The sequence below is a fragment of the Halogranum amylolyticum genome, assembly GCF_900110465.1.
GTDB classification, from domain to species: domain Archaea; phylum Halobacteriota; class Halobacteria; order Halobacteriales; family Haloferacaceae; genus Halogranum; species Halogranum amylolyticum.
Map to the genome: position 1 here is coordinate 466,965 of NZ_FODV01000001.1, position 19,304 is coordinate 486,268.

A 19,304-nucleotide genomic window follows, 5' to 3' on the forward strand; every position below is an offset into this window, starting at 1 on the left:
ATGATTACGCTTAATAGGGTTGTCGATGCGGTCACAGACTCGTCGAGGAGGTCTACGGGGTGGGTGCGGCCTTCTGGAGCGCCGTCTCGGCGATGTTGCCGCCGTAGTCGGCGCTCCGGGAGATGGAGTCGACGATGAGTCCGAGCATCTGTGCGCGGGCGGGGTCGAGCTCACGGAGGAGTTCGTCGATCGCGCGGGCGTGTTCGTCGATCTCCTGGACGGCTTCGCGGGCGTCGTTGGCGAGACGAGTCGCCTCGACGCTGTCGTCGGTGAACAGCGCGTCCATCCCGCCGTCGATGACGTCCGCCGCGTCGTCGTGGAGTTCGCCGAGCGCCTGCAGCACGTCGTCGGGGATGGGTTCTTCGAGCGTTAGCGTGAGATGGGCGATCTTCGTCGCGTGGTCGCCGATGCGCTCTAGTTGCCGGGCGCTGGAGTGGTAGTCGAAACAGATCTCGCGAGGGAGTCCGAGCTCCTCGGCGGCCTTCGGCGTTCTGAGGGTCGTGCGGAAGATACGCGAGACGACCATCCAGAGGCGGTCGACGTCGTCGTCGCGCTGGATCACGTCTCGAGCCATGTCATCGTCGTTCTCTTCGAGCGCCGCCACGGCGTCTTCGAGCATCGAGAGCGCGATGAGACGCATCCGGGTGACGGCGTTGTGGATCGAGAGCTCCGAGGAGTCGAGCAGGTCGCGGATGACGACCCGGTCGCGAGTCTCCTCGAGCACCTCCAGGCCGACGAGCCCCTGTGTCGCCTTGCGGATCGTCCGACGCTGGTCGTTCGAGATCCGGGAGTTCTCGAGGGCGATGATGTCGAAGCCGCTGACGTACATCGTCATCACCGCACGCATGAGTTCGTCACCGTCGAGGCTCGTGATGTCGAGCGTCCCCTCGGTCCGTTCCTCCTCGCTTCGAGGCGTCAAAAAGAGCGAGTCACCCTCCGGGTAGAACTCCACCTGGCTGCCCGCGCTGACGCCGTTCTCGGTCGCCCAGTCCTTCGGAATCGACACCGTGTACGTCGATCCCCCGGTGACCTGCACCTTCCGTGTCTCGACCATGTGAGTCGTTGGTGCGGAGCACACAATAAAACTGCTCATCTCTATATATCATCGCGCCTCGAACTCGTCAGACGACCGAGCGGTACGTCTCTCGGCGCGGTTGCTCCCGTTCTGTCGAGTATCTGTATTCGTGAAACGATCTCTCATACGTCCGATAGAGGGCCTACAGATTCGTCATACGCATTTAATCTCTGACACGCCCGTCCGGAGACCAGCCGGACCGAGGTCGATCCACCCGTGAGCCGTACACATACCTACCACTATATAGTTGTCATAGCAGGGTACTTATGTCTCAGTCGGCCACGAACAATCGATGACGCGACAGACGTCGGACGCGAAAGACGGCGTATCACGGCGGAAGTTCCTCGCCGGTGCAGGGACGGCAGGCGTGATGGGAATCGCGGGCTGTACGAGCAACCCCGGCGCGAGTTCCGGAGACGGTGGTTCCGGAAACGGCAGTTCCGGAAACGGCAGTGCCGGCGGAAGCTCCGGCAACCTCTCCGGCCAGGTCGTCGTCAAGGGAAGCAGTACGGTCTACCCGGTCTCCTCGGCGATCGCCGAGGAGTTCATGAAGGAACACGAGGTGAACGTCTCGGTCGACTCGACCGGCACCGGTGGCGGGTTCCAGAACCACTTCTGTCCCGGAAACGCCGACATCAACGGCGCGTCGCGCCCGATTCAGGACAGCGAGAAACAGCTCTGTTCGGACAACGACGTCAAGCCCATCGAGTTTCAGGTCGCCAGCGACGCGCTCACCGTCGCAGTCAACAACGAGGCCGACTGGGTCGACTGTCTGAGCTTCGACCAGCTCGCCCAGATCTGGAAGCCCGACGGCGCACAGATGTGGAGCGACATCAACTCCGAGTGGCCGGACAAGGAGTTCGAACTCTACGGGCCGGCGTCCTCCTCGGGGACGTTCGACTGGTTCATCGAGAACGTCATCGGCGAGGACGGCTCGCTTCGCAGTGACTACGAACCGACCGAGAACGACAACCGCATCATCCAGGGTATCGAGGGCTCGCAGTACGCGATGGGCTTCTTCGGCTTCGCCTACTACCAGGAGAACAGCGACAGCGTCAAAGCGGTCAAAATAAAGGAGAACGCCGACGGCAACTGTGTCGAGCCGACCATCGAGAACGCCAAGAGCGGCGACTACCCGATGACGCGACCGCTGTTCGTCTACGCGGCGCAGTCCTCGCTGGAGGAGAAACAGCAGGTCTACGCGTTCATGGAGTACTACCTCAACCAGGCCGAGACGGACATCGTGAGCAGTATCGGGTACGTCCCGTCCAGCACCAAACTCCGCGACGAGAACCTGAACAAACTGAAGCAGTACAGCGGCAACTGAGGCCGTCTGCGCCCGTCTTAGAGATCATCCAACGACACCGACACACGACCGAACGACACGAACCATGCTGCTTTTGAAGGCACACAACTCAGTCACCACAAGATGAGCCAGGAAAGTAACCCGCCCGACTTCGTCGGCCGTTCGGGCGTCCGTTCTGCGCGCGAGCAGGGGATCAAGTGGCTACTGTTCGGTTGTGCCGCACTCTCGATAGCGGTCACCACGGCGATCGTCGCGACGCTGTTGGTCGACGCCGTCGACTTCTTCCTCAGCGTTCCGCCGCTGGAGTTCTTCCTCGGAACGACGTGGAGTCCGTCGATCGACCAGGAGTTCGGCGTGCTTCCGCTGGTCTCCGGAACGCTGTTCGTGACCGCACTCTCGGCGCTCATCGCCATCCCCGTCGGCGTCGCGTCGGCGACGTACCTGAGCGAGTACGCGAGTGAACGGACACGCTCGATACTCAAACCGTCACTCGAGATTTTGGCCGGTATTCCGACGGTCGTCTACGGCTACTTCGCGCTCGTCTATCTCACGCCCGCACTCGAGTGGCTCGGTGTCCCGCTGAGCACGTTCAACGCCCTCAGTGCGTCGATCATGGTGGGGATCATGATCATCCCGATGGTGTCGAGCCTGAGCGAGGACGCGATGAGCGCCGTCCCCGACTCGCTGCGACAGGCGAGCTACGGGATGGGGGCGACGAAGCTCGAGGTGTCGACCGGCGTCGTCATCCCGGCGGCGGCCTCCGGCATCTTCTCCTCGTTCATCCTCGCGCTCTCGCGGGCTATCGGCGAGACGATGATCGTCGTCGTCGCCGCCGGGATGCGTCCGAGACTCGTCCCGAGTCCGTTCGAGTCGCTCGAAGTGATGACGGCCGCGATGGTCCAGCTCGTCACGACGGACATCGCCGGCGGGTCGACCGCCTACAAGGCGATGTTCGCGATCGGAATCACACTGTTCACGATCACGTTCGCCATGAATCTCACCAGTTCGTTCGTCGCATCGCGGTACCGGGAGGAGTACAAATGAGTCGTCACAGTGACGCCGAGTCCGCGGAGGTGACGGTCTGATGGCGACGGGACACGACGAGCAGACCGGCGAGTGGTTCGGAGACACCGAACAGATCAACCGACTCCCGGGCAAGGTGTTCGCGGCGGTCTGTCTCGCGGCGACGCTGTTCGGCATCGTGATGGTCGCCGGGTTGCTCGCCTACGTGACGAAAGACGCGATCCGGCCGTTCACCGCGAACCCCGGCTGGTTCCTCGTCTTCTTCCTGACGCTCGTTCTCCCGTCGACGGCGTTCCTCGGCTATCTCCGGCAGCGAACCGACGGTGGGGCGACCGTCGGGACGACCGCCCTCGGGATTCCGCTGTTCGGGCTACTGCTCGGCAGTGGCGTCCTGCTGCTGTTCATCGACGTACTCAGCATCTTCGAGTGGTTCGCGTTCGTCATCGCCGCCGTCGTGGCGGGAGGTGTTCTCGCCGGTCACAGGCGGTTCCGGTCGAGAGCGTCGTTCCTCGAGGAACTCCTCGTCGGCGCGATCACCCTCCTCGGACTCGCGCCGCTGACGTTCGAGTTCGTCTCCACGTTCCCGAGTCTCCCTCAGGCGTGGATCATCTACTTGCTCACGTTCGGTCTCGGCGGGGCGGCCGTCGGCGGCCTCGTCGTCGCCCGCCGTCGTCGCGACCAGCGCTCCGGCCTCCTCGCCTTCGCAGCGCTGTTCGTGACGGTGACCGCCGGCGTGTTCATCGACCCCTCGACCGGCATCACGCCGCCCGTGTGGGTCATCCTCTTTACGTTCGCTGGCGTTCCCACGGCGCTGTACGCCGAAGGCGTCGTCCGTCGCAGAGACGGTCGGCCCGTCGGCTTGCTGTTCCCGCTCGTCGTCGTCGCCGGGACGCTCCTCGGCGCTGCACTGGTGAATCTGCTCGGCTTCGCCGGGCCCGAAGCGTGGCTCGACTTCCAGTTCCTCACGAACGCGAACTCACGGTTCCCCGAAGAAGCCGGCATCTACCCGGCACTCATCGGGTCGATTCTGATGATGGTCGTCGTTGCCGTCTCGTCGTTCCCCATCGGCGTCGGTGCGGCGCTGTATCTCGAAGAGTACGCCCCGAGCGACGGTCCGCTCGGAGTCGTCGTGAAGTTCATCGAGATCAACATCGCGAACCTCGCCGGCGTCCCGTCGGTCGTCTACGGGCTGTTGGGACTGGCGCTGTTCGTCAACTGGCTCAACTTCGCCAGCGGTATCGTCATCGTCGGCGGGATGACCGTCGGACTGCTCATCTTGCCGATCATCATCATCTCGGCACAGGAGGCGATCCGGGCAGTACCGGAATCGCTCCGAGAGGCGTCCTACGGAATGGGTGCGACCCGCTGGCAGACGGTTCGGCGAGTCGTCCTCCCCGAGGCGATCCCGGGGATCCTCACCGGAAGTATTCTCGCGTTCGGCCGCGCTATCGGCGAGACGGCTCCGCTGCTGATGATCGGGGCCGCGGCGTCGGTGTTCCGCGCGCCGGACGGCTTTTTCGACATCTTCAGCGCGATGCCACGACAGATCTACACCTGGGTCGGACAGCCGTCCCAGGAGTTCCAGTACGGCGTGATGGCCGCAGGCGTCGTCGCGCTCGTCACCGTGATGCTGTCGATGAACGCCGCAGCGATACTCATCCGGAACAAATATGAGCGGAGGTCGTAAACAATGAGCAACAAGAACATGACTGCTTCCGAACCGAACACCGAGAGCGACAGTACCGTCGAATCGCAGACGTCGCCCCGACCCGGGTCGGAAGTAGTCGACAGCGAGCTGAACAGCTCCGAACGAAACGAGACTGTGGTCTCCTCGCGGGACCTCAACGTCTTCTACGGCGAGACGCAGGCGCTACAGAACATCGACATCGAGATCCCGAAACGGCAGGTGACCGCAATGATCGGTCCGTCGGGCTGTGGGAAGTCGACGTTCCTCCGGTGTATCAACCGGATGAACGATCTCATCTCCTCCTGTCGGGTCGAAGGCGAGTTGCGCTTCGAGGGGAAGAACGTCTACGACGACGACGTCGACCCCGTCGCGCTCCGCCGCCGCATCGGGATGGTGTTCCAGTCGCCGAACCCGTTCCCGAAGAGCATCTACGAGAACGTCGCCTACGGGCTGAAGATCCAGGGCAAGACCGACAACATGGACGAGAAGGTCGAACAGGCCCTCAAGTCCGCGGCGCTGTGGGACGAGGTGAAAGACCGCCTCGACGAGTCCGGTCTCGACCTCTCGGGCGGCCAACAGCAGCGGCTCTGTATCGCCCGCGCCATCGCCGTCGACCCCGACGTCATCCTGATGGACGAACCGGCGTCGGCGCTCGACCCGGTCGCCACCTCGCAGGTCGAAGACCTCATCGCTGACCTCGCCGAGGACTACACGGTCGTCATCGTCACGCACAACATGCAGCAGGCGGCCCGCATCTCCGACAAGACGGCCGTCTTCCTCACCGGCGGGGAGCTCGTCGAGTTCGACGACACCCAGAAGATCTTCGAGAACCCCGAGAGTCAGCGGGTCGAAGACTACATCACCGGTAAGTTCGGGTAACCGCGTCGAACTCGGTAGCACGGCTGCATCGCCGGTCACTCGTCTCGTCCCTCGACGACGGCCGTTCTGCCGTCGTCGGGCGGTCTCGTCGGGTGACACAGCATATTTAACAGTTCGGACAGTCAACTGCTCACTATGGCACGCGTAGAATATCAACAGCGACTCGAGGACCTCCGCGAGGACGTCCTCTACATGAGCGAAGTCGTCGGCGAACGACTCCGAAAGGGGTTCGACGCCCTGGAACAGAAGGACAACCGACTCGCAGAGGAGGTCATTGAGGGCGACGGCGAGATCAACCGGATGTATCTCGACCTCGAACAGGACTGTATCGACCTCTTGGCGCTCCAACAGCCGGTCGCGGGCGACCTCCGATTTATCGCCGCGTCGTTCAAAATCATCACCGACCTCGAACGTATCGCCGACCTGGCGACGAACCTCGGCCAGTACGCCATCGCCGCCGAAAACGACGTCTTCCCCGACGTCGACATCCAGCGGATCGGTGAGGAGACCATCGAGATGCTCGAGCAGTCGATGGCCGCCTACCGGAGCGAGGACGTCGATCTCTGTTACGACGTCGCGAGTAACGACGACGAAGTCGACGCGATGTGCGAGGCCGCGAGCGAACTCGTCGTCCGCGATCTCCTCGAGAGTGACCCGCTGGACAAGGACACCGACATCGACACCGAGTCGCTCATGCGCGAGGTGTCGCGACTGCTCCTCACTATCCGCGACGTCGAACGCATCGGCGACCACGCGGTCAACATCGCCGCACGGACGCTCTACATGATCGACAACAACGACGAACTGCTGTACTAACTCACTCTTTCGACGCGGTCCTCGGCCGCCTTCGACATCGAACCCCGCAAAAAAGTGGTCTTCGCGGTGGAACTGCGAAGGCCTGAACGGCGAAAAGCGCCTTTCTCTGAACGAAGAGGCCGCGAGGCTCGCTCTGCTCGCCTCGCGGCACGACGTGCTCGCTCACTTCCGAGACGGCCTCCTCCTCAGTCGTCGCCTTCGTTCAGTTCCTCGACGTGGAACTCGATGGAGACTTTCGTCTCGAACCGTGGCTCTGCACCGACGGAGAAATCGAGCGTCTGTTCGACGATCTCGGCCGCTTGGATATGTTCGACGCTCGCCTCTGTCCGTTCGACGGCCTTCAGCGCGGCGTCTTCCCACGAGTCGGTGCTCGTCGCCGAGATGGTGACGTGTTTCGAGACGGCCATAGAGACAGTACGCTCCGTTCGGATATAGTCGTTCAGTGAGTGAAAAGACGTGACGAGAACACTGTACTGCGAGTGAGATTCGTCAGAACCGAACGACCAGGTCGGCGACCGAACGGAAGACGGAAGCCGTCTGAGGTAAGGGAGCCGTACTTTTGACGGGCGTTTTGCCGAGGGCGGCCGTATGCCGCCCGTGGTTCGAGACGGCAAAGCCGTCTCGTCATCACCAGAACATCTCGTGTTCTGGTTGGCAGCCAGAGTCCTATGGATTCTAGCCACATTCCCGGAAAGGCGCGGTGCGCCTTTCGGACGACAGGGAAAACGGTTCTACTGGAACCCGATACGGCCGTCGCGACGTTCGCCGATCTGCTCGCGACCGCCGCCCTTGAACTGCTCTTCCATCTCCTCGTAGTAGTTGAGCAGGTCGTCGGAGATGGTCGGGCGGACCGCCTCCATCGCCTTCCGGAAGTGCCGCATCTCGACCTCCTCGGCGTCGTCGTCCTCGCGGAGCGCCTCGATGGCGGCCTCGCGGGCGATCGACTCGAGGTCGGACCCCACGTAGCCTTCGGTGATCTCGGCGATCTCACGCAGGCTGACGTCGGGCGCGAGCGGCATCCCCGTCGTGTGGATTTTGAGGATCTGCTCGCGTCCCTCCTCGCCGGGTGATCCGATCATCACGAGGCGGTCGAACCGCCCCGAGCGGATGAGCGCCGGGTCGATCATGTCCGGTCGGTTGGTCGCGCCGATGACCATCACGTCGCCCATCTCCTCGAGGCCGTCCAGTTCGGTCAGCAGTTGGTTGACGACGCGCTCGGAGACGTTGTTGCCCATCTCCTGTCCGCGACTGGGTGCGAGGCTGTCGAGTTCGTCGAAGAAGATGATACACGGCGACACCTGCCGCGCCTTGCGGAAGGTCTGCCGGATCGCCTTCTCGGACTCGCCGACCCACTTCGAGAGCAACTGCGGCCCGCGCACCGAGATGAAGTTGGCGTTCGTCTCGTTGGCGACGGCCTTCGCCATCAACGTCTTCCCGGTTCCCGGCGGCCCGTAGAGGAGCACACCTGCCGGTGGCTCGATACCCATCCGCGAGAACTTCTCTCGCTCGGTGAGCGGCCACTCGACGCTCTCTTTGACCTTCTGTTTCGGTCCTTCGAGTCCGCCGACGTCGTCCCAGGTGATCTTGGGCAGTTCGACGAGCACCTCGCGCATCGCGCTCGGTTCTACCTCGGCGAGCGCGCCGTTGAAGTCGTCTTTCTTGACGATCATCCGGTCGATGAGACTCGGCGGGATGTCGTCCTCGTCGAGGTCGATCTCGGGGAGGTAGCGCCGGAGCGCCTTCATCGCGGCCTCCTTCGTCAGGCTCTCGATGTCGGCACCGACGAAGCCGTGGGTCTCGTCTGCGAGGTAGTCCAGCGAGACGTCGTCGGAGAGCGGCATCCCGCGGGTGTGGACCTGTAGGATCTCCTTGCGGCCCATCTCGTCGGGGACGCCGATCTCGATCTCGCGGTCGAACCGACCGGGACGGCGGAGCGCTGGGTCGACGGAGTCGACGCGGTTCGTCGCCGCGATGACGATGACCTGTCCGCGGGTCTCCAGTCCGTCCATCATCGTCAGCAACTGGGCGACGACGCGGCGTTCGACCTCGCCGGTGACGTCCTCACGCTTGGGCGCGATGGAGTCGAGTTCGTCGATGAAGATGATCGACGGCGACTCCTCTTTGGCGTCCTCGAAGATCTCTCTCAACTGCTGTTCGGACTCGCCGTAGTACTTCGAGATGATCTCCGGGCCGGCGATGGAGAAGAAACTCGCCGACGTCTCGTTGGCGACTGCTTTCGCCAGGAGCGTCTTGCCGGTGCCCGGCGGGCCGTGCAGCAGCACGCCCTGCGGCGGCTCGATGCCGAGCTTCTTGAAGATCTGCGGATGTTTCATCGGCAGTTCGACCATCTCGCGGACGCGCTGGATCTCGCCCTGGAGGCCACCGATGTCTTCGTAGGTGATGCCGCCGCTGGCCTTCTCGAAGCCGGAGATGGGTTCCTCGCGGAGTTCCACCTCGGTGTCCTCGGTGACGAGGACGACGCCCTCGGGGTCGGTCTCGACGGCGATGAGCGGGATCGCCTGTCCGGGCGAGCGCATGAACGGGTGGTTCGTACTCGACATCACGGGAACGATGTCGCGCTCGACGACCGGGCGCTTGAGGATCTGCCGTTTGACCATCCCGGCGGCGTCGCTGCCGAACTGGACGCTGGCCTCCTCCGGCGGGGCGAGGACGAGTTTCTCGGCCTTCTTGGCCTCGGCTTTCCGAATCGTCACTCGCTCGCCGATGCCGACGTCCGCGTTCTGACGGGTGAACCCGTCGATGCGGACGGTGTCGGTGTTCCAGTCTTGTCGGTCCGCACGCCACACCTTCGCGGCGGTGGTCTCTGCACCCTCGATTTCGATGATGTCTCCCGGCGAGAGTTTGAGATGGAGCAGTGTGTCCGGATCAAGACGGGCGATGCCACGACCCGAGTCGTTCGGGTACGCCTTCGCCACTTCAAGTTGGACTTCGTTCATAGTTCACTTGCGGGGATACGTTGCCCTGTGCTTCCGTGTCGGTTAAGTGCTTTGCTACCCCCCACCGAGCGCCGATTGTGTGTCATCTGTTAGCACATACGGTGGGGGCGTACAAATCCCTACCGGGTTCGACAGACGAGACGGCGATGCACCGGCGTGAGACGGAGACGCTTTTGCCGCTGGGACCGCCTTCTCCGATATGCGCACACTCGCCTTCGACGGCCGGATGGGTGCCAGCGGAGATATGCTCCTCGCTGCACTCGTCGCCGCCGGTGCCGACCCCGACGTCCTCGCTCCCGTCGAGGAGGCGCTCGACGTCCGCTACGAGCTCGGGACGACGGAGAAAAACGGGATTCGAGCGACGACCGTCGACGTTCTACTGACGGACGCCGAGGAGCGGCCGGACTCCGGAGACGACGAGGTCGACACGGACGAGCACGACCACGAGGGGGGTCACAGTCACGGTCACGAGCACGGAGACGGACACAGTCACAGCCACGACCACTCTCACGGTGACCCGACTCACGGCCACGAGGAGAGCCACGACCACCAGCGCGCGGAGGGTCACGGCCCACACCGGAGCTACGCCGAGGTGGTCGAACTCGTCGAGGAGATGGGGCTCCCGACGGACGTCGAACGCGACGCGCTCGCCGTCTTCGAGCGGCTCGGCGAGGCCGAGGCGTCGGTCCACGGCACTGACTTGGACGACACCCACTTCCACGAGGTCGGCGCGGACGACGCCATCGCCGACGTCGTCGGCACCTGCCTCCTCCTCGCGGACCTCGACGTCGACCGCGTCGTGACGACGCCGCTGGCGACGGGCGGCGGTGAGGTCGACATCGACCACGGCGTCTACCCCGTACCGACGCCGGCGGTCGTCGAGATCGCACAGCAGGCCGACTGGTCGCTGAAGGGTGGTCCCGTCGAGGCCGAACTGCTCACCCCCACCGGCGCCGCCATCCTCGCACACTTCGCCGAGGGCGTCGACCACCTCCCGCCGCTCACGCTCGACAGTTCGGGGTACGGGGCCGGCGGTTACACCTTCCCGAACCATCCGAACGTCCTCCGAGCGCTCGTCGGCGACGGGAGCGGCCGACTGACTCGCGACGAGATCACCGTCCTAGAGACGAACCTCGACGACGCACCCCCGGAGGTGCTCGGTGGCCTGCAGGAGACGCTGAAGGCCGCGGGTGCTCGCGACGTCTCGGTCATTCCGGCGACGATGAAGAAGTCCCGACCGGGTCATCTGGTGAAGGTCGTCGTCAAACCCGAGGACGCCGAACGCGTCGCCCGTAAGCTGGCCGAGGAGACGGGGACGCTCGGCATCCGCGAGCACGGCGCGGGCCACCGCTGGATCGCCTCCCGGGCGTTCGAGACGGCGACGCTCGACGTCGACGGGGCCGCGTACGACGTCACGGTCAAGGTCGCCAGCGACGCCGCCGCCGACGTCTACGACTACAGCGCCGAGTACGACGACGCCCTCGCGGTCGCACTCGAGACGGGGCTGTCGGTCCGCGAGGTGATGCGGCGAGCCGAGGAGACGGTTCGGTCCGCGTCGTAGTCGCCCCGTTACGTGTCCGGTTCGTCGTCCGCTTCTCCGTCGGCTCCGGCGCCGTCCGGTCCGTCTGTTCCGTTCCGGTGCGTCGCCAGCGCCTCGTCGACAGTGAGTTCGCCCGAGGCGACCCGGCGGGCGAGCGTCTCGTCGATGGTGCGGTTGTCGCTGGAGCGTTCGCGGGACTCGTTTTTGATCCGCTGAAGTTCGCCGGCCGTCGGTTCGATATCGCGACTCTGGACGGCTTCGCCCTCCAGTCGGGCGATGTTGACCGCGGCCAACACGTCGCCCATCCCGCGAACGCCGGTGCCGAGGTAGGGTGTCGTCCCCGTCTCGTCGACCATCTCGACGCGCGCCTCCTGGAGCTGATTTATCAGTTTCGCACTCTGGAGTCGGTCGCCGTCGCCGACGCGGACGAGTGCGTCGGGAGCGTCCGCTATCTCGCGCCGGATCACGTCGACGGCGTCGGCTATCGGCACGTGGAAGGCGGCGACGACGACGTCGCCGACGAGGACAGCGATGCCGGGGCGGGGACCGGGGTCGACGCCCACGACCGTCCGTCCGTCGCTGCTGCGGAGGGCAGCGAGCGCCTCCTCGACCCCGTGGCGAGCGTCCTCGGCGGCGACGACGACGTGGACGACGTCGTCGAAACTGAGTCCGTCCGTCGGCGCGGAGACGACGACCCGCGTCTGGTCGGGGAGCTCCCCGTCGGGGCGGACCGTGGTGAAGGTGACACCCCGTTCGCGGAGTTCGGCGACGGCCTCGTGGTAGAGTTCGAAGTCATCGGTGGCGACGACGATCACGAGCGACGTTCGCCGGGTGGGCGAAAAAGCGTATCGGGGTGGCCCTCTGGACCGGGGGCTTTTTGCGGAGAACGCGCCAACTGCGGCCGTGAGCGAGTCTATCTCCACCGGCTGTGCACCGCTCGACGACCTCCTCGACGGCGGGTTCGAGCGCGGCACCGTGACGCAGGTGTACGGCCCGCCAGCGGCGGGTAAGACCAACCTCGCGCTGTCGGCGGCCGTCGAGGTCGCCGCGGCCGGTGGAACCGCGGTGTACATCGACAGCGAGGGGCTCTCTATCGACCGCTTCCGTCAACTCGTCGAGGCTCGCACCGACGACGAAACGGAGTTCGAAGAGATCGCCTCGCGACTCGTCATCACCGAGATCTACGACTTCGAAGAGCAGGAGGAGGCGGTCCGCGACGCCGCCGAGTTCGCCGAGCGCGCCGACGTCATCGTCCTCGACAGCGCGACCGGCTTCTACCGTCTCGAACGCACCGGTGAGGGTGACGACGGCGAGTCGCTCAGACGGGTCGCCCGACAGGTGACTCATCTACTGTCGCTGGCGCGGAAACACGACATCGCGGTCGTCATCACCAATCAGGTCTACTCGGACCCCGACAGCGACCGCACGCGCGCGCTCGGCGGACACACGCTCGAACACTGGACCGGTGCGGTGCTCCGACTCGACCGCTTCCGCGGCGGCAACCGACGGGCGACGCTCGAGAAACACCGTGCGAAACCCGCCGGCGAGTCGACGACGTTCAAGATAACGAACGGCGGGATGACCGGTACCGACGAGTTCTGATCCACGACCGGCCTCGACGACGGACGGGGTTCACGCTTCGGGACGACTGCTCCAGCGGCCCGTCGACGGTGGCGTGTCTCTCGTGGCTCCGATTCCGTGCGCCCGTCGCGACGCATCGCTCTCGAGGCGACCGACTTCGGGGCGACCGGGTCGTCGAAAAGGCGAGACGAAAGCGGCCGTCGAGCAGGACGACCGACCGAGCCGGAGAGACGGAGCCTTACAGCTCGCCGAGTTTCCGGAGGAGCTGCCCGCGGTACTCCTCGTCGGCGTTGAGCCCCTTCATCTCGAGGACGTTACGTTCGAGTTTGTCGAGGGCGACGCGGAAGGCGTGTTCTGCACCGTAGCCCTCGCCGGAGCCGGCGACCTGTCCGTGGCTGGTGCGGAGTCGCACCTGCGACTGGATGAGCGGCGTGCCGCGGAGCTTCTCTTTGTGCTCGTGGAAGCGGACGTGAGCGTGGTGAACCTGCATCTCCTGGTACTTGTCCACGACCTCGGTAATGGACTGGACGAGCGCCTCGCGGGACATCGTATCGAGCAGGTCGATGTTCGTCACCTGCACGTCCATCTGCTCCTGTTCGGTGTAGGTGAGCGCACGCAGCACGTCGGTCTTGGTGAGGACGCCGATGACCTCGGCGTCGCTGTCGGTGGGCGTGACGACGAGTCCGGCGACGTTACGGTCGAACATCTTCCGGACGGCGTCGTCGACCTGTTCGCCGGGGTTCGTCGCGAACACCGGACTCGTCATCAGGTCGTACACCGGTAGATCGAGCATCCGGTCGATGTCGCCGCGACGGTCGCCCTTCCCCTGACGGTCCATCTTGCGGACGACGAAGTCGACGATGTCGTGCGTCGTCAGCACGCCCGTCAGTCTCCCGTTCTCGTTGACGACGGGGAGCCGGGAGATACCGTGTTCGCGCAGGCGGTTGATCGCCTTGCCGATGCGGTCCTCCTCGGTGACCGTGACGACGTCCTCGGTGTAGATCTGATCGACAGTCAACGCGTCGAGATTCTCCAGCACCGCCTCGAGGATGGCGTCGCCCGTGATCGTCCCCCAGAGCTTCTCGCCCTCGTAGACGGGAGCGATCTGCGTGTCGCCCTCGACGAGCATCCGCGCGACCTCGCGGACGTCCTCGTCGCGGTCGACCTTCGGGGCGGACTTCATCAGCGCCGCAGCCTTCGTGTTGTCGTCGATGTGAGACTGGATGAGCTGTTTCTCACCGATGACACCCGCGTACTCGCCGTCTTCGACGACGATGATTCCCTTGGGGTTGTCCCGCTCGAAGATAGAACGGATCTTGCCCAGGCGCTCGTCGGACTCGACCTCGACGTGCTCCGGTATGGCAATATCAGTAATATTCATAGTCCAACGTCCACCTACTCTGCGCGTACTCTTGAAAGTTCTTGCGCCGCACCGCAGTTTTCGACCCACGTCGACGCGTCACGACCGGTGGTAGGTCGCTCGTTCTGTCTCCCGGTCCGTCGCGGCACCGGGGTCGGCAACGACGTCCTACCGCGGATCATTCGTCGCACACCTAGCGGTTCGGGTGACTGAATGGTATTTTTTCCGGCCATCCCGGCCGGGCGGTTCTGCGGCCGCCGAGACGGTGGGCGGCGCGACTTCACAGAAAAATCAAGGCGGATGCCCCGAGGCTTGACCTCGGGGAGGAAGCCGGCAACCTATGACACAAACTACGCTACGAAGCAGGCCGACTCCCTACTATTAAATAACTACAGGCAAATATGTGAAATACAGTGGAATACCGTCGCACCGCCGTCATCAAACTCGACACACCCGAAGGAGCCAACCCGCTCTTCCGTGAGACTGTCGAGCAGTTCAAACACTGCGCCAACACCGCAAGCGAATGGTGCTGGCACGGCGACGACGGATACCACGTCACATCCAAAGCCAAAGCAGAACGCGCCCTCTACGACCAACTCCGCGACGAAACCGACCTCACCGCTAACCTCGTTCAGAAAGGGATTCGGCGGGCTGTCGAAGCCGTCAAAAGCGGAGTTGAACGTCTCAAGCGTGGAGAAAACACGTCACGACCCTACTTCTCGGCAGACAGCGCGGTGTATGACAAGCGGAGTGCAACGTTCCACTGCAATCACGTATCCCTCTCCACCGTAGACGGCAGAATCGAGTGCGACTATATCCTCCCCGACGACTCGGAGAAACCACCAACGAAGTACGTCTCCGACGAGGACTTCGAGTTTCGGATGGCGCACTTACAGTACCGTGACGGCGACTGGTACTTGCACGCCTCAATGCGGAAGGTCGAAGAAAGCGACGACCCCGAATCCGATTTCAAGCACAGAACAGTCCTTGGTGTGGATTTGGGTGTCAACAACATCGCCGTCGCTTCGACAGGGCGATTCTGGTCAGCAGACGAGTTCAACCACTGGCGTAAGGAGTACGAGAAGCGTCGTGGGTCGCTCCAGCAGTGTGGTTCTCGTTACGCTCACGAGAACATCGAAAGCGCCGGTCGCAAAGAGACAGGGCGATTCGAGATATACCTACACTCTGTGGCGAACGAAATCATCGAGGAAGCCGTTGAGAGTGATTGTTCGCACATCGTGTTTGAGGACTTGACCCACATTCGGGAGAACATTCCAGAGGCGACGTGGCAACACATCTGGGCGTTCCGACGCCTCTACGAGTATGCCGAGTACAAAGCCGAGGAGTACGGCGTGGAAGCCGTACAGGTTGACCCTCGGAATACGTCCAAACGATGTTCGACGTGTGGGTTTACCCACGATGACAATCGGTCGGGTGAATCGTTCTGGTGTCAGAAGTGCGGGTACGAGAACCATGCCGACTACAACGCTTCCAAGAATATCGGTTTGCAGTATCTCCGTCGTCGGCAAAATGCAAACGACGGAGGCGCACCCGTAGATGTGCGCTTGAATCGCGGGACGCTGAACGTGAACGGCGAGTATTCGCCTCCCACTGTGAGTGGGTAGAACGGGAGTCCACGCGAAAGCCTCGGGGCTTGACCCCGAGGCAATTTACCAGCCGACCGGACACAGTCGTCCGAGATCGGACGCAGACTGGCTCGGACGTCCGTGATTACGGCCGGAGGACACACTCGCAGACGCGCTCGGTCGACGGTGATCGGTCGACGGAGTAGTATATAGATGGATGCAACACCGAACCACGACAGGCATCCGGGTGTGGGACGAATCTTTAGTCCCGGTCGACAGCTCGTTTCTTGACCCGGAGCGAACTCGGTCGACCGGTGGCATTCCGGCGTCGAACGGCCGCGATTTCGCGGCCGTTCTCACGCTTTCAGCGCTTCAGTTGTGTGGGCTGTTTCGTCTCGTCAGCGCCTCGCTTGTTTTTACGTCTCGCTTGTGGGAATGTGAACATTAAAATACCACAGCAGATTCTCTGTGTGTGCCCGTATGTGTTATACGGGCAGCACCGGAATGTCACAACCGATTTCGGCCACACCCCCTACTGGGTGTGGCTATCCGGTCCCGGCGTTGTGGTGCCGGATGTGGTCGTCTGTCTCCTTCCCTCGGGTTGGAGGGGGATGGCTCACATCTGTAACTGATCCGTACCGAACGTCGCCACGCCGAGCGACTGGTTCACTGTCGACGTTCTTCGAGTAGTGGCTGCAGCGGGCGGGTCGAGAGAGCCTCCATCGCAGGAGACGCCACGGTCGACTCGCCTCGGGCACACGAGGTCCGTTCGTGTTGTCGGTCGAACCTCTCGAAGCCAGGGAACCTCGCGAACAAACCTTTGTAGCTACTCACCCCCAGATAGAGACCGATGACCGACCTCTCGACACTGCAGTCTCTGCTTGCGGGCGGTGAAGAGTTGACCATCGTCTGCCACAACAACCCCGATCCGGACTGTCTCGCGAGTGCGTTCGCACTCGGTCGGATCGCCGCGAGTGCCGGAATAGACGAGCGGCGCATCCTCTACAGCGGCGACATCTCCCATCAGCAGAACCGTGCGTTCATCAACCTCCTCGAAATGAACCTCGTCCCGTTCGACGCGGCCGCTGTGACGAACCGCCAAGACGACTCGCTCGTCGCGTTCGTCGACCACTCACGACCCGGCGCGAACAACGAGGTCCCCGAGGAGACATCTATCGACATCGTCATCGACCACCACCCGGCCGACGAGATCGACGCACGGTTCGTCGACCACCGCGAGTCGGTCGGTGCGACCGCGACGATTCTCACAGAGTACGTCCGCGAACTCGAGATGTCGCTCGAGACGTCGCTCGCGACGGCGCTGCTGTTCGCTATTCGGCGGGAGACGCTGGGCTTCCTCCGAGGGGCCACCGAGGACGAGTACGCCGCCGCAGGGTTTCTCCACGGAGCGGCCGACCGCGACCTGCTTCGCCGGCTGGCGACGCCATCGGTCAGCGGTGCCACCGTCGACGCTATCGCGGACGCCATCCAGCACCGCGACGTCCGAGGGTCGGTTCTCATCTCGCACGTCGGCCGTACCAGCGAGCGGGACGCCCTCCCGCAGGCCGCAGACTACCTCGCCACCCTCGAAGGCGTGCAGACGGCCATCGTGTTCGGAATCGTCGACGACTCGATCCATCTCAGCGCCCGGTCGACCGATGCGCGACTCCACGTCGGAACGCTCCTCAGAGAGGCGTTCGCGGCTGTCGGGAGCGCCGGTGGCCATCGGGAGATGGCTGGCGGCGAAGTACCCCTCGGCGTGTTCGCCGACTACGCAGACAGCGCTCAGCTGGTCGCGATGGTCGAGCGGGTGATCACCGCCCGTCTCGTCGCTGCGCTCAATCTGTCCGAGGACGCCGACTGATTCACCCGTCGCAGTCAGACGCTCGTCGCAGTCCGTCCGGGGTCCGAGATGCGGATGGCCGTCCCTGCGCGCTCGGCGTCCGAGGGAACGAAGATGTCGGTGTCGAGGACTTTCGTAGCACCCGACCCGACGGCCCCCGCAGTACAGCTACGACTGGAGACGGTAGAGCCGTTTCTGTCGTACAGCTCGACAGTGAGTTCGACCTCGGCGGGTTCTCCCTCGTTGGTGACGGTCAGTTCGACCCGCCCGACTCGGCCTCTGAGGCCCTTCACGTCGGTCTCGGTGCCGTCCTCCTCGTAGAACGCGATTCGGTCCACGGCGACGTGACCGCCCCGATTGCTGATGTACCGGAAGAGTCGTTGAGAGATGTCTTCGTAGAGTTTGTCTCCCTCGGACCCCGCCTCGAAGCGAGCGCCGATCGGGTTGAGGCCGGCACGAAGGTCGCTGGCGATGGTGGCGCGGTTCGTCGTGTTCGTCTTCAACCGGAGGTAATCACGGATGAACGGGTCGAACTCGGCCGGGAGTTCGCCGCCGTACATGTCGGCGTAGGCCCGGAGTTCGGCGTCGAAGTTGATCACAGGCGGAAGCGGTGCTGACACTCTCTCGGTGGGGACCCACGGTTTCGGAGCAGTCTCGCGGTCGACTGACTCGGTGGTGGTGGTCGTGGTATCTTGCCCGAAGTAACCGAAGCCGTCGAGAAGCGACGCGATGATGGCACTGAGGACGGTGACGAAGAGCACACCTGCCGTGAGCAGGTACGCAACCGGGGTCGGGAGCGTGAACTGGAACAGTGCGATGAACACGCAGGTGACGATCCCGACGACGAGGAGGAACGACCCGAGGTCGGGATCCTCTCCCGTGAGGAACTCGATACGGTCGAGAAAGGTCGATTCGGTCTCTACATCGGTGGCGAGTTCAGACTGGTTCGTGTGTGTTTCTGGCTGGCTCATCGTTGATCACCCTGCGATGTCTGCTGTTCTCGCGCCGGAAGCACGCTGGAGGACCTGAACGAGGTGTGAGACCCAGATTCCCGCGGTGAATCCGAAGAGGGTACCGACGGCCGCGATGCGGATTGATTCTTCCAGGGGTGCGAACGCAGCAGCGATACACAGCGTCCCGAAGATGAACATGAGGCTGTATTCTACGCGCGTCACACTGCTCGCTCGTCGCATCTTCTCAAGCATAACTGAACGTGATAGGCGCCATAGCGGATTAACGCTGTTGCTCGACGGAGACAGGCAGAGAGACGTTTTAAACGGACGTTCCGAACGTCCCGCTTGTCGGGAGCCGTGACCTCTCCGGTCGGTGAAAGTGCGAAACTGGGTCGGGTAGAGGGAAGACGACCCGCGAAGCCTCACGTGGTTTCCGGAGACGCGACTCGTCGGTCCGAGGAATCAGAAAATGGGTTGGGGCAGATTTGAACTGCCGGCCTCCTCCATGTCAAGGAGGTGTCATAACCAGACTAGACCACCAACCCGGTGTGCGTGCAGTCGCTCGACGGTTCGGTGAGAAAGCCAGTGGGTTGGGGCAGATTTGAACTGCCGGCCTCCTCCATGTCAAGGAGGTGTCATAACCAGACTAGACCACCAACCCGGTGTGTGCTTACCATCACGCCCCGTCTGAGCGCACT

The 19,304-nt window shown here is 63.5% G+C and carries 16 protein-coding genes and 2 tRNA genes; 9 read left to right on the forward strand and 9 right to left on the reverse strand.

Annotation, left to right across the window (positions count from 1 at the left end):
• Nucleotides 1-52: 52 nt before the first annotated feature.
• The gene (locus BSG17_RS02355) at nt 53-1,054 is read right to left on the reverse strand and encodes a phosphate signaling complex PhoU family protein (RefSeq protein WP_089820850.1); all 1,002 of its coding nucleotides are present in this window, start codon (nt 1,052-1,054) and stop codon (nt 53-55) included.
• A 313-nt stretch (nt 1,055-1,367) separates the two neighbouring features.
• Here BSG17_RS02355 and BSG17_RS02360 point away from each other — a divergent pair, with 313 nt between their 5' ends.
• The 5 genes from BSG17_RS02360 to phoU all read left to right on the forward strand — a co-directional run bounded on the left by BSG17_RS02360 (nt 1,368) and on the right by phoU (nt 6,786).
• Nucleotides 1,368-2,402, forward strand: a complete 1,035-nt coding sequence (locus tag BSG17_RS02360) for a PstS family phosphate ABC transporter substrate-binding protein (protein WP_089820851.1) — start codon at nt 1,368-1,370, stop codon at nt 2,400-2,402.
• A gap of 102 nt (nt 2,403-2,504) precedes the next feature.
• Complete coding sequence (gene pstC, locus BSG17_RS02365; protein WP_089820852.1) at nt 2,505-3,425, forward strand: phosphate ABC transporter permease subunit PstC; 921 nt, start codon at nt 2,505-2,507, stop codon at nt 3,423-3,425.
• A 40-nt stretch (nt 3,426-3,465) separates the two neighbouring features.
• Entirely contained in the window at nt 3,466-5,091 is a 1,626-nt protein-coding gene (gene pstA / locus BSG17_RS02370) for a phosphate ABC transporter permease PstA (protein ID WP_089820853.1), read from the forward strand.
• An 18-nt stretch (nt 5,092-5,109) separates the two neighbouring features.
• The gene (gene pstB / locus BSG17_RS02375; RefSeq protein ID WP_394327945.1) at nt 5,110-5,970 is read left to right on the forward strand and encodes a phosphate ABC transporter ATP-binding protein PstB; all 861 of its coding nucleotides are present in this window, start codon (nt 5,110-5,112) and stop codon (nt 5,968-5,970) included.
• Between the two features lie 135 nt (nt 5,971-6,105).
• Entirely contained in the window at nt 6,106-6,786 is a 681-nt protein-coding gene (phoU, locus tag BSG17_RS02380; RefSeq protein ID WP_089820855.1) for a phosphate signaling complex protein PhoU, read from the forward strand.
• A gap of 185 nt (nt 6,787-6,971) precedes the next feature.
• Here phoU and BSG17_RS02385 read toward each other — a convergent pair whose 3' ends face one another.
• A complete protein-coding gene (locus BSG17_RS02385; RefSeq protein ID WP_089820856.1) occupies nt 6,972-7,193 on the reverse strand; it encodes a dodecin family protein in 222 nt (73 codons plus the stop codon).
• 324 nt (nt 7,194-7,517) lie between these two features.
• Nucleotides 7,518-9,743 (reverse strand): CDC48 family AAA ATPase, encoded by a 2,226-nt coding sequence (locus BSG17_RS02390; protein WP_089820857.1) that lies wholly within the window; start codon nt 9,741-9,743, stop codon nt 7,518-7,520.
• 199 nt (nt 9,744-9,942) lie between these two features.
• Between BSG17_RS02390 and larC the strand changes: the two genes are divergently transcribed.
• Nucleotides 9,943-11,304, forward strand: a complete 1,362-nt coding sequence (larC, locus tag BSG17_RS02395) for a nickel pincer cofactor biosynthesis protein LarC (protein WP_089820858.1) — start codon at nt 9,943-9,945, stop codon at nt 11,302-11,304.
• 8 nt (nt 11,305-11,312) lie between these two features.
• On the opposite strand, the gene BSG17_RS02400 is transcribed toward larC, so the two are convergent.
• Complete coding sequence (locus tag BSG17_RS02400; protein WP_089820859.1) at nt 11,313-12,098, reverse strand: hypothetical protein; 786 nt, start codon at nt 12,096-12,098, stop codon at nt 11,313-11,315.
• Nucleotides 12,099-12,186: 88 nt separating this feature from the next.
• On the opposite strand from BSG17_RS02400, the gene radB reads away from it, so the two are divergent.
• Nucleotides 12,187-12,885 carry a DNA repair and recombination protein RadB gene (radB, locus tag BSG17_RS02405; RefSeq protein ID WP_089820860.1) on the forward strand — a complete coding sequence of 233 codons (699 nt, stop codon included), beginning with the start codon at nt 12,187-12,189 and terminating at the stop codon, nt 12,883-12,885.
• A gap of 217 nt (nt 12,886-13,102) precedes the next feature.
• On the opposite strand, the gene BSG17_RS02410 is transcribed toward radB, so the two are convergent.
• Nucleotides 13,103-14,245 (reverse strand): CBS domain-containing protein, encoded by a 1,143-nt coding sequence (locus BSG17_RS02410; protein ID WP_089820861.1) that lies wholly within the window; start codon nt 14,243-14,245, stop codon nt 13,103-13,105.
• A 392-nt stretch (nt 14,246-14,637) separates the two neighbouring features.
• Here BSG17_RS02410 and BSG17_RS02415 point away from each other — a divergent pair, with 392 nt between their 5' ends.
• Both BSG17_RS02415 and BSG17_RS02420 read left to right on the forward strand, forming a co-directional pair.
• A complete protein-coding gene (locus BSG17_RS02415; protein WP_089820862.1) occupies nt 14,638-15,849 on the forward strand; it encodes an RNA-guided endonuclease InsQ/TnpB family protein in 1,212 nt (403 codons plus the stop codon).
• An 811-nt stretch (nt 15,850-16,660) separates the two neighbouring features.
• The gene (locus BSG17_RS02420) at nt 16,661-17,674 is read left to right on the forward strand and encodes a DHH family phosphoesterase (RefSeq protein WP_089820863.1); all 1,014 of its coding nucleotides are present in this window, start codon (nt 16,661-16,663) and stop codon (nt 17,672-17,674) included.
• Nucleotides 17,675-17,688: 14 nt separating this feature from the next.
• On the opposite strand, the gene BSG17_RS27445 is transcribed toward BSG17_RS02420, so the two are convergent.
• From BSG17_RS27445 to BSG17_RS02440, 4 genes are all read right to left on the reverse strand, one after another.
• Nucleotides 17,689-18,624 (reverse strand): hypothetical protein, encoded by a 936-nt coding sequence (locus tag BSG17_RS27445; protein WP_211609042.1) that lies wholly within the window; start codon nt 18,622-18,624, stop codon nt 17,689-17,691.
• A gap of 6 nt (nt 18,625-18,630) precedes the next feature.
• Entirely contained in the window at nt 18,631-18,828 is a 198-nt protein-coding gene (locus BSG17_RS02430) for a hypothetical protein (protein ID WP_244531466.1), read from the reverse strand.
• 248 nt (nt 18,829-19,076) lie between these two features.
• A tRNA-Val gene (locus BSG17_RS02435) sits at nt 19,077-19,151 on the reverse strand.
• A 41-nt stretch (nt 19,152-19,192) separates the two neighbouring features.
• Nucleotides 19,193-19,267 (reverse strand) — tRNA-Val (locus BSG17_RS02440).
• Nucleotides 19,268-19,304 lie beyond the last annotated feature (37 nt).

Coding starts and splice junctions, on each gene's coding strand:
- BSG17_RS02355 (WP_089820850.1), bottom strand. CDS start 1,054: ATGGTCGAGACACGGAAGGTGCAGGTCACCGGGGGATCGACGTACACG.
- pstA (WP_089820853.1), top strand. CDS start 3,466: ATGGCGACGGGACACGACGAGCAGACCGGCGAGTGGTTCGGAGACACC.
- pstB (WP_394327945.1), top strand. CDS start 5,110: ATGACTGCTTCCGAACCGAACACCGAGAGCGACAGTACCGTCGAATCG.
- pstC (WP_089820852.1), top strand. CDS start 2,505: ATGAGCCAGGAAAGTAACCCGCCCGACTTCGTCGGCCGTTCGGGCGTC.
- phoU (WP_089820855.1), top strand. CDS start 6,106: ATGGCACGCGTAGAATATCAACAGCGACTCGAGGACCTCCGCGAGGAC.
- larC (WP_089820858.1), top strand. CDS start 9,943: ATGCGCACACTCGCCTTCGACGGCCGGATGGGTGCCAGCGGAGATATG.
- BSG17_RS02360 (WP_089820851.1), top strand. CDS start 1,368: ATGACGCGACAGACGTCGGACGCGAAAGACGGCGTATCACGGCGGAAG.
- BSG17_RS02410 (WP_089820861.1), bottom strand. CDS start 14,245: ATGAATATTACTGATATTGCCATACCGGAGCACGTCGAGGTCGAGTCC.
- BSG17_RS27445 (WP_211609042.1), bottom strand. CDS start 18,624: ATGAGCCAGCCAGAAACACACACGAACCAGTCTGAACTCGCCACCGAT.
- BSG17_RS02420 (WP_089820863.1), top strand. CDS start 16,661: ATGACCGACCTCTCGACACTGCAGTCTCTGCTTGCGGGCGGTGAAGAG.
- BSG17_RS02390 (WP_089820857.1), bottom strand. CDS start 9,743: ATGAACGAAGTCCAACTTGAAGTGGCGAAGGCGTACCCGAACGACTCG.
- BSG17_RS02385 (WP_089820856.1), bottom strand. CDS start 7,193: ATGGCCGTCTCGAAACACGTCACCATCTCGGCGACGAGCACCGACTCG.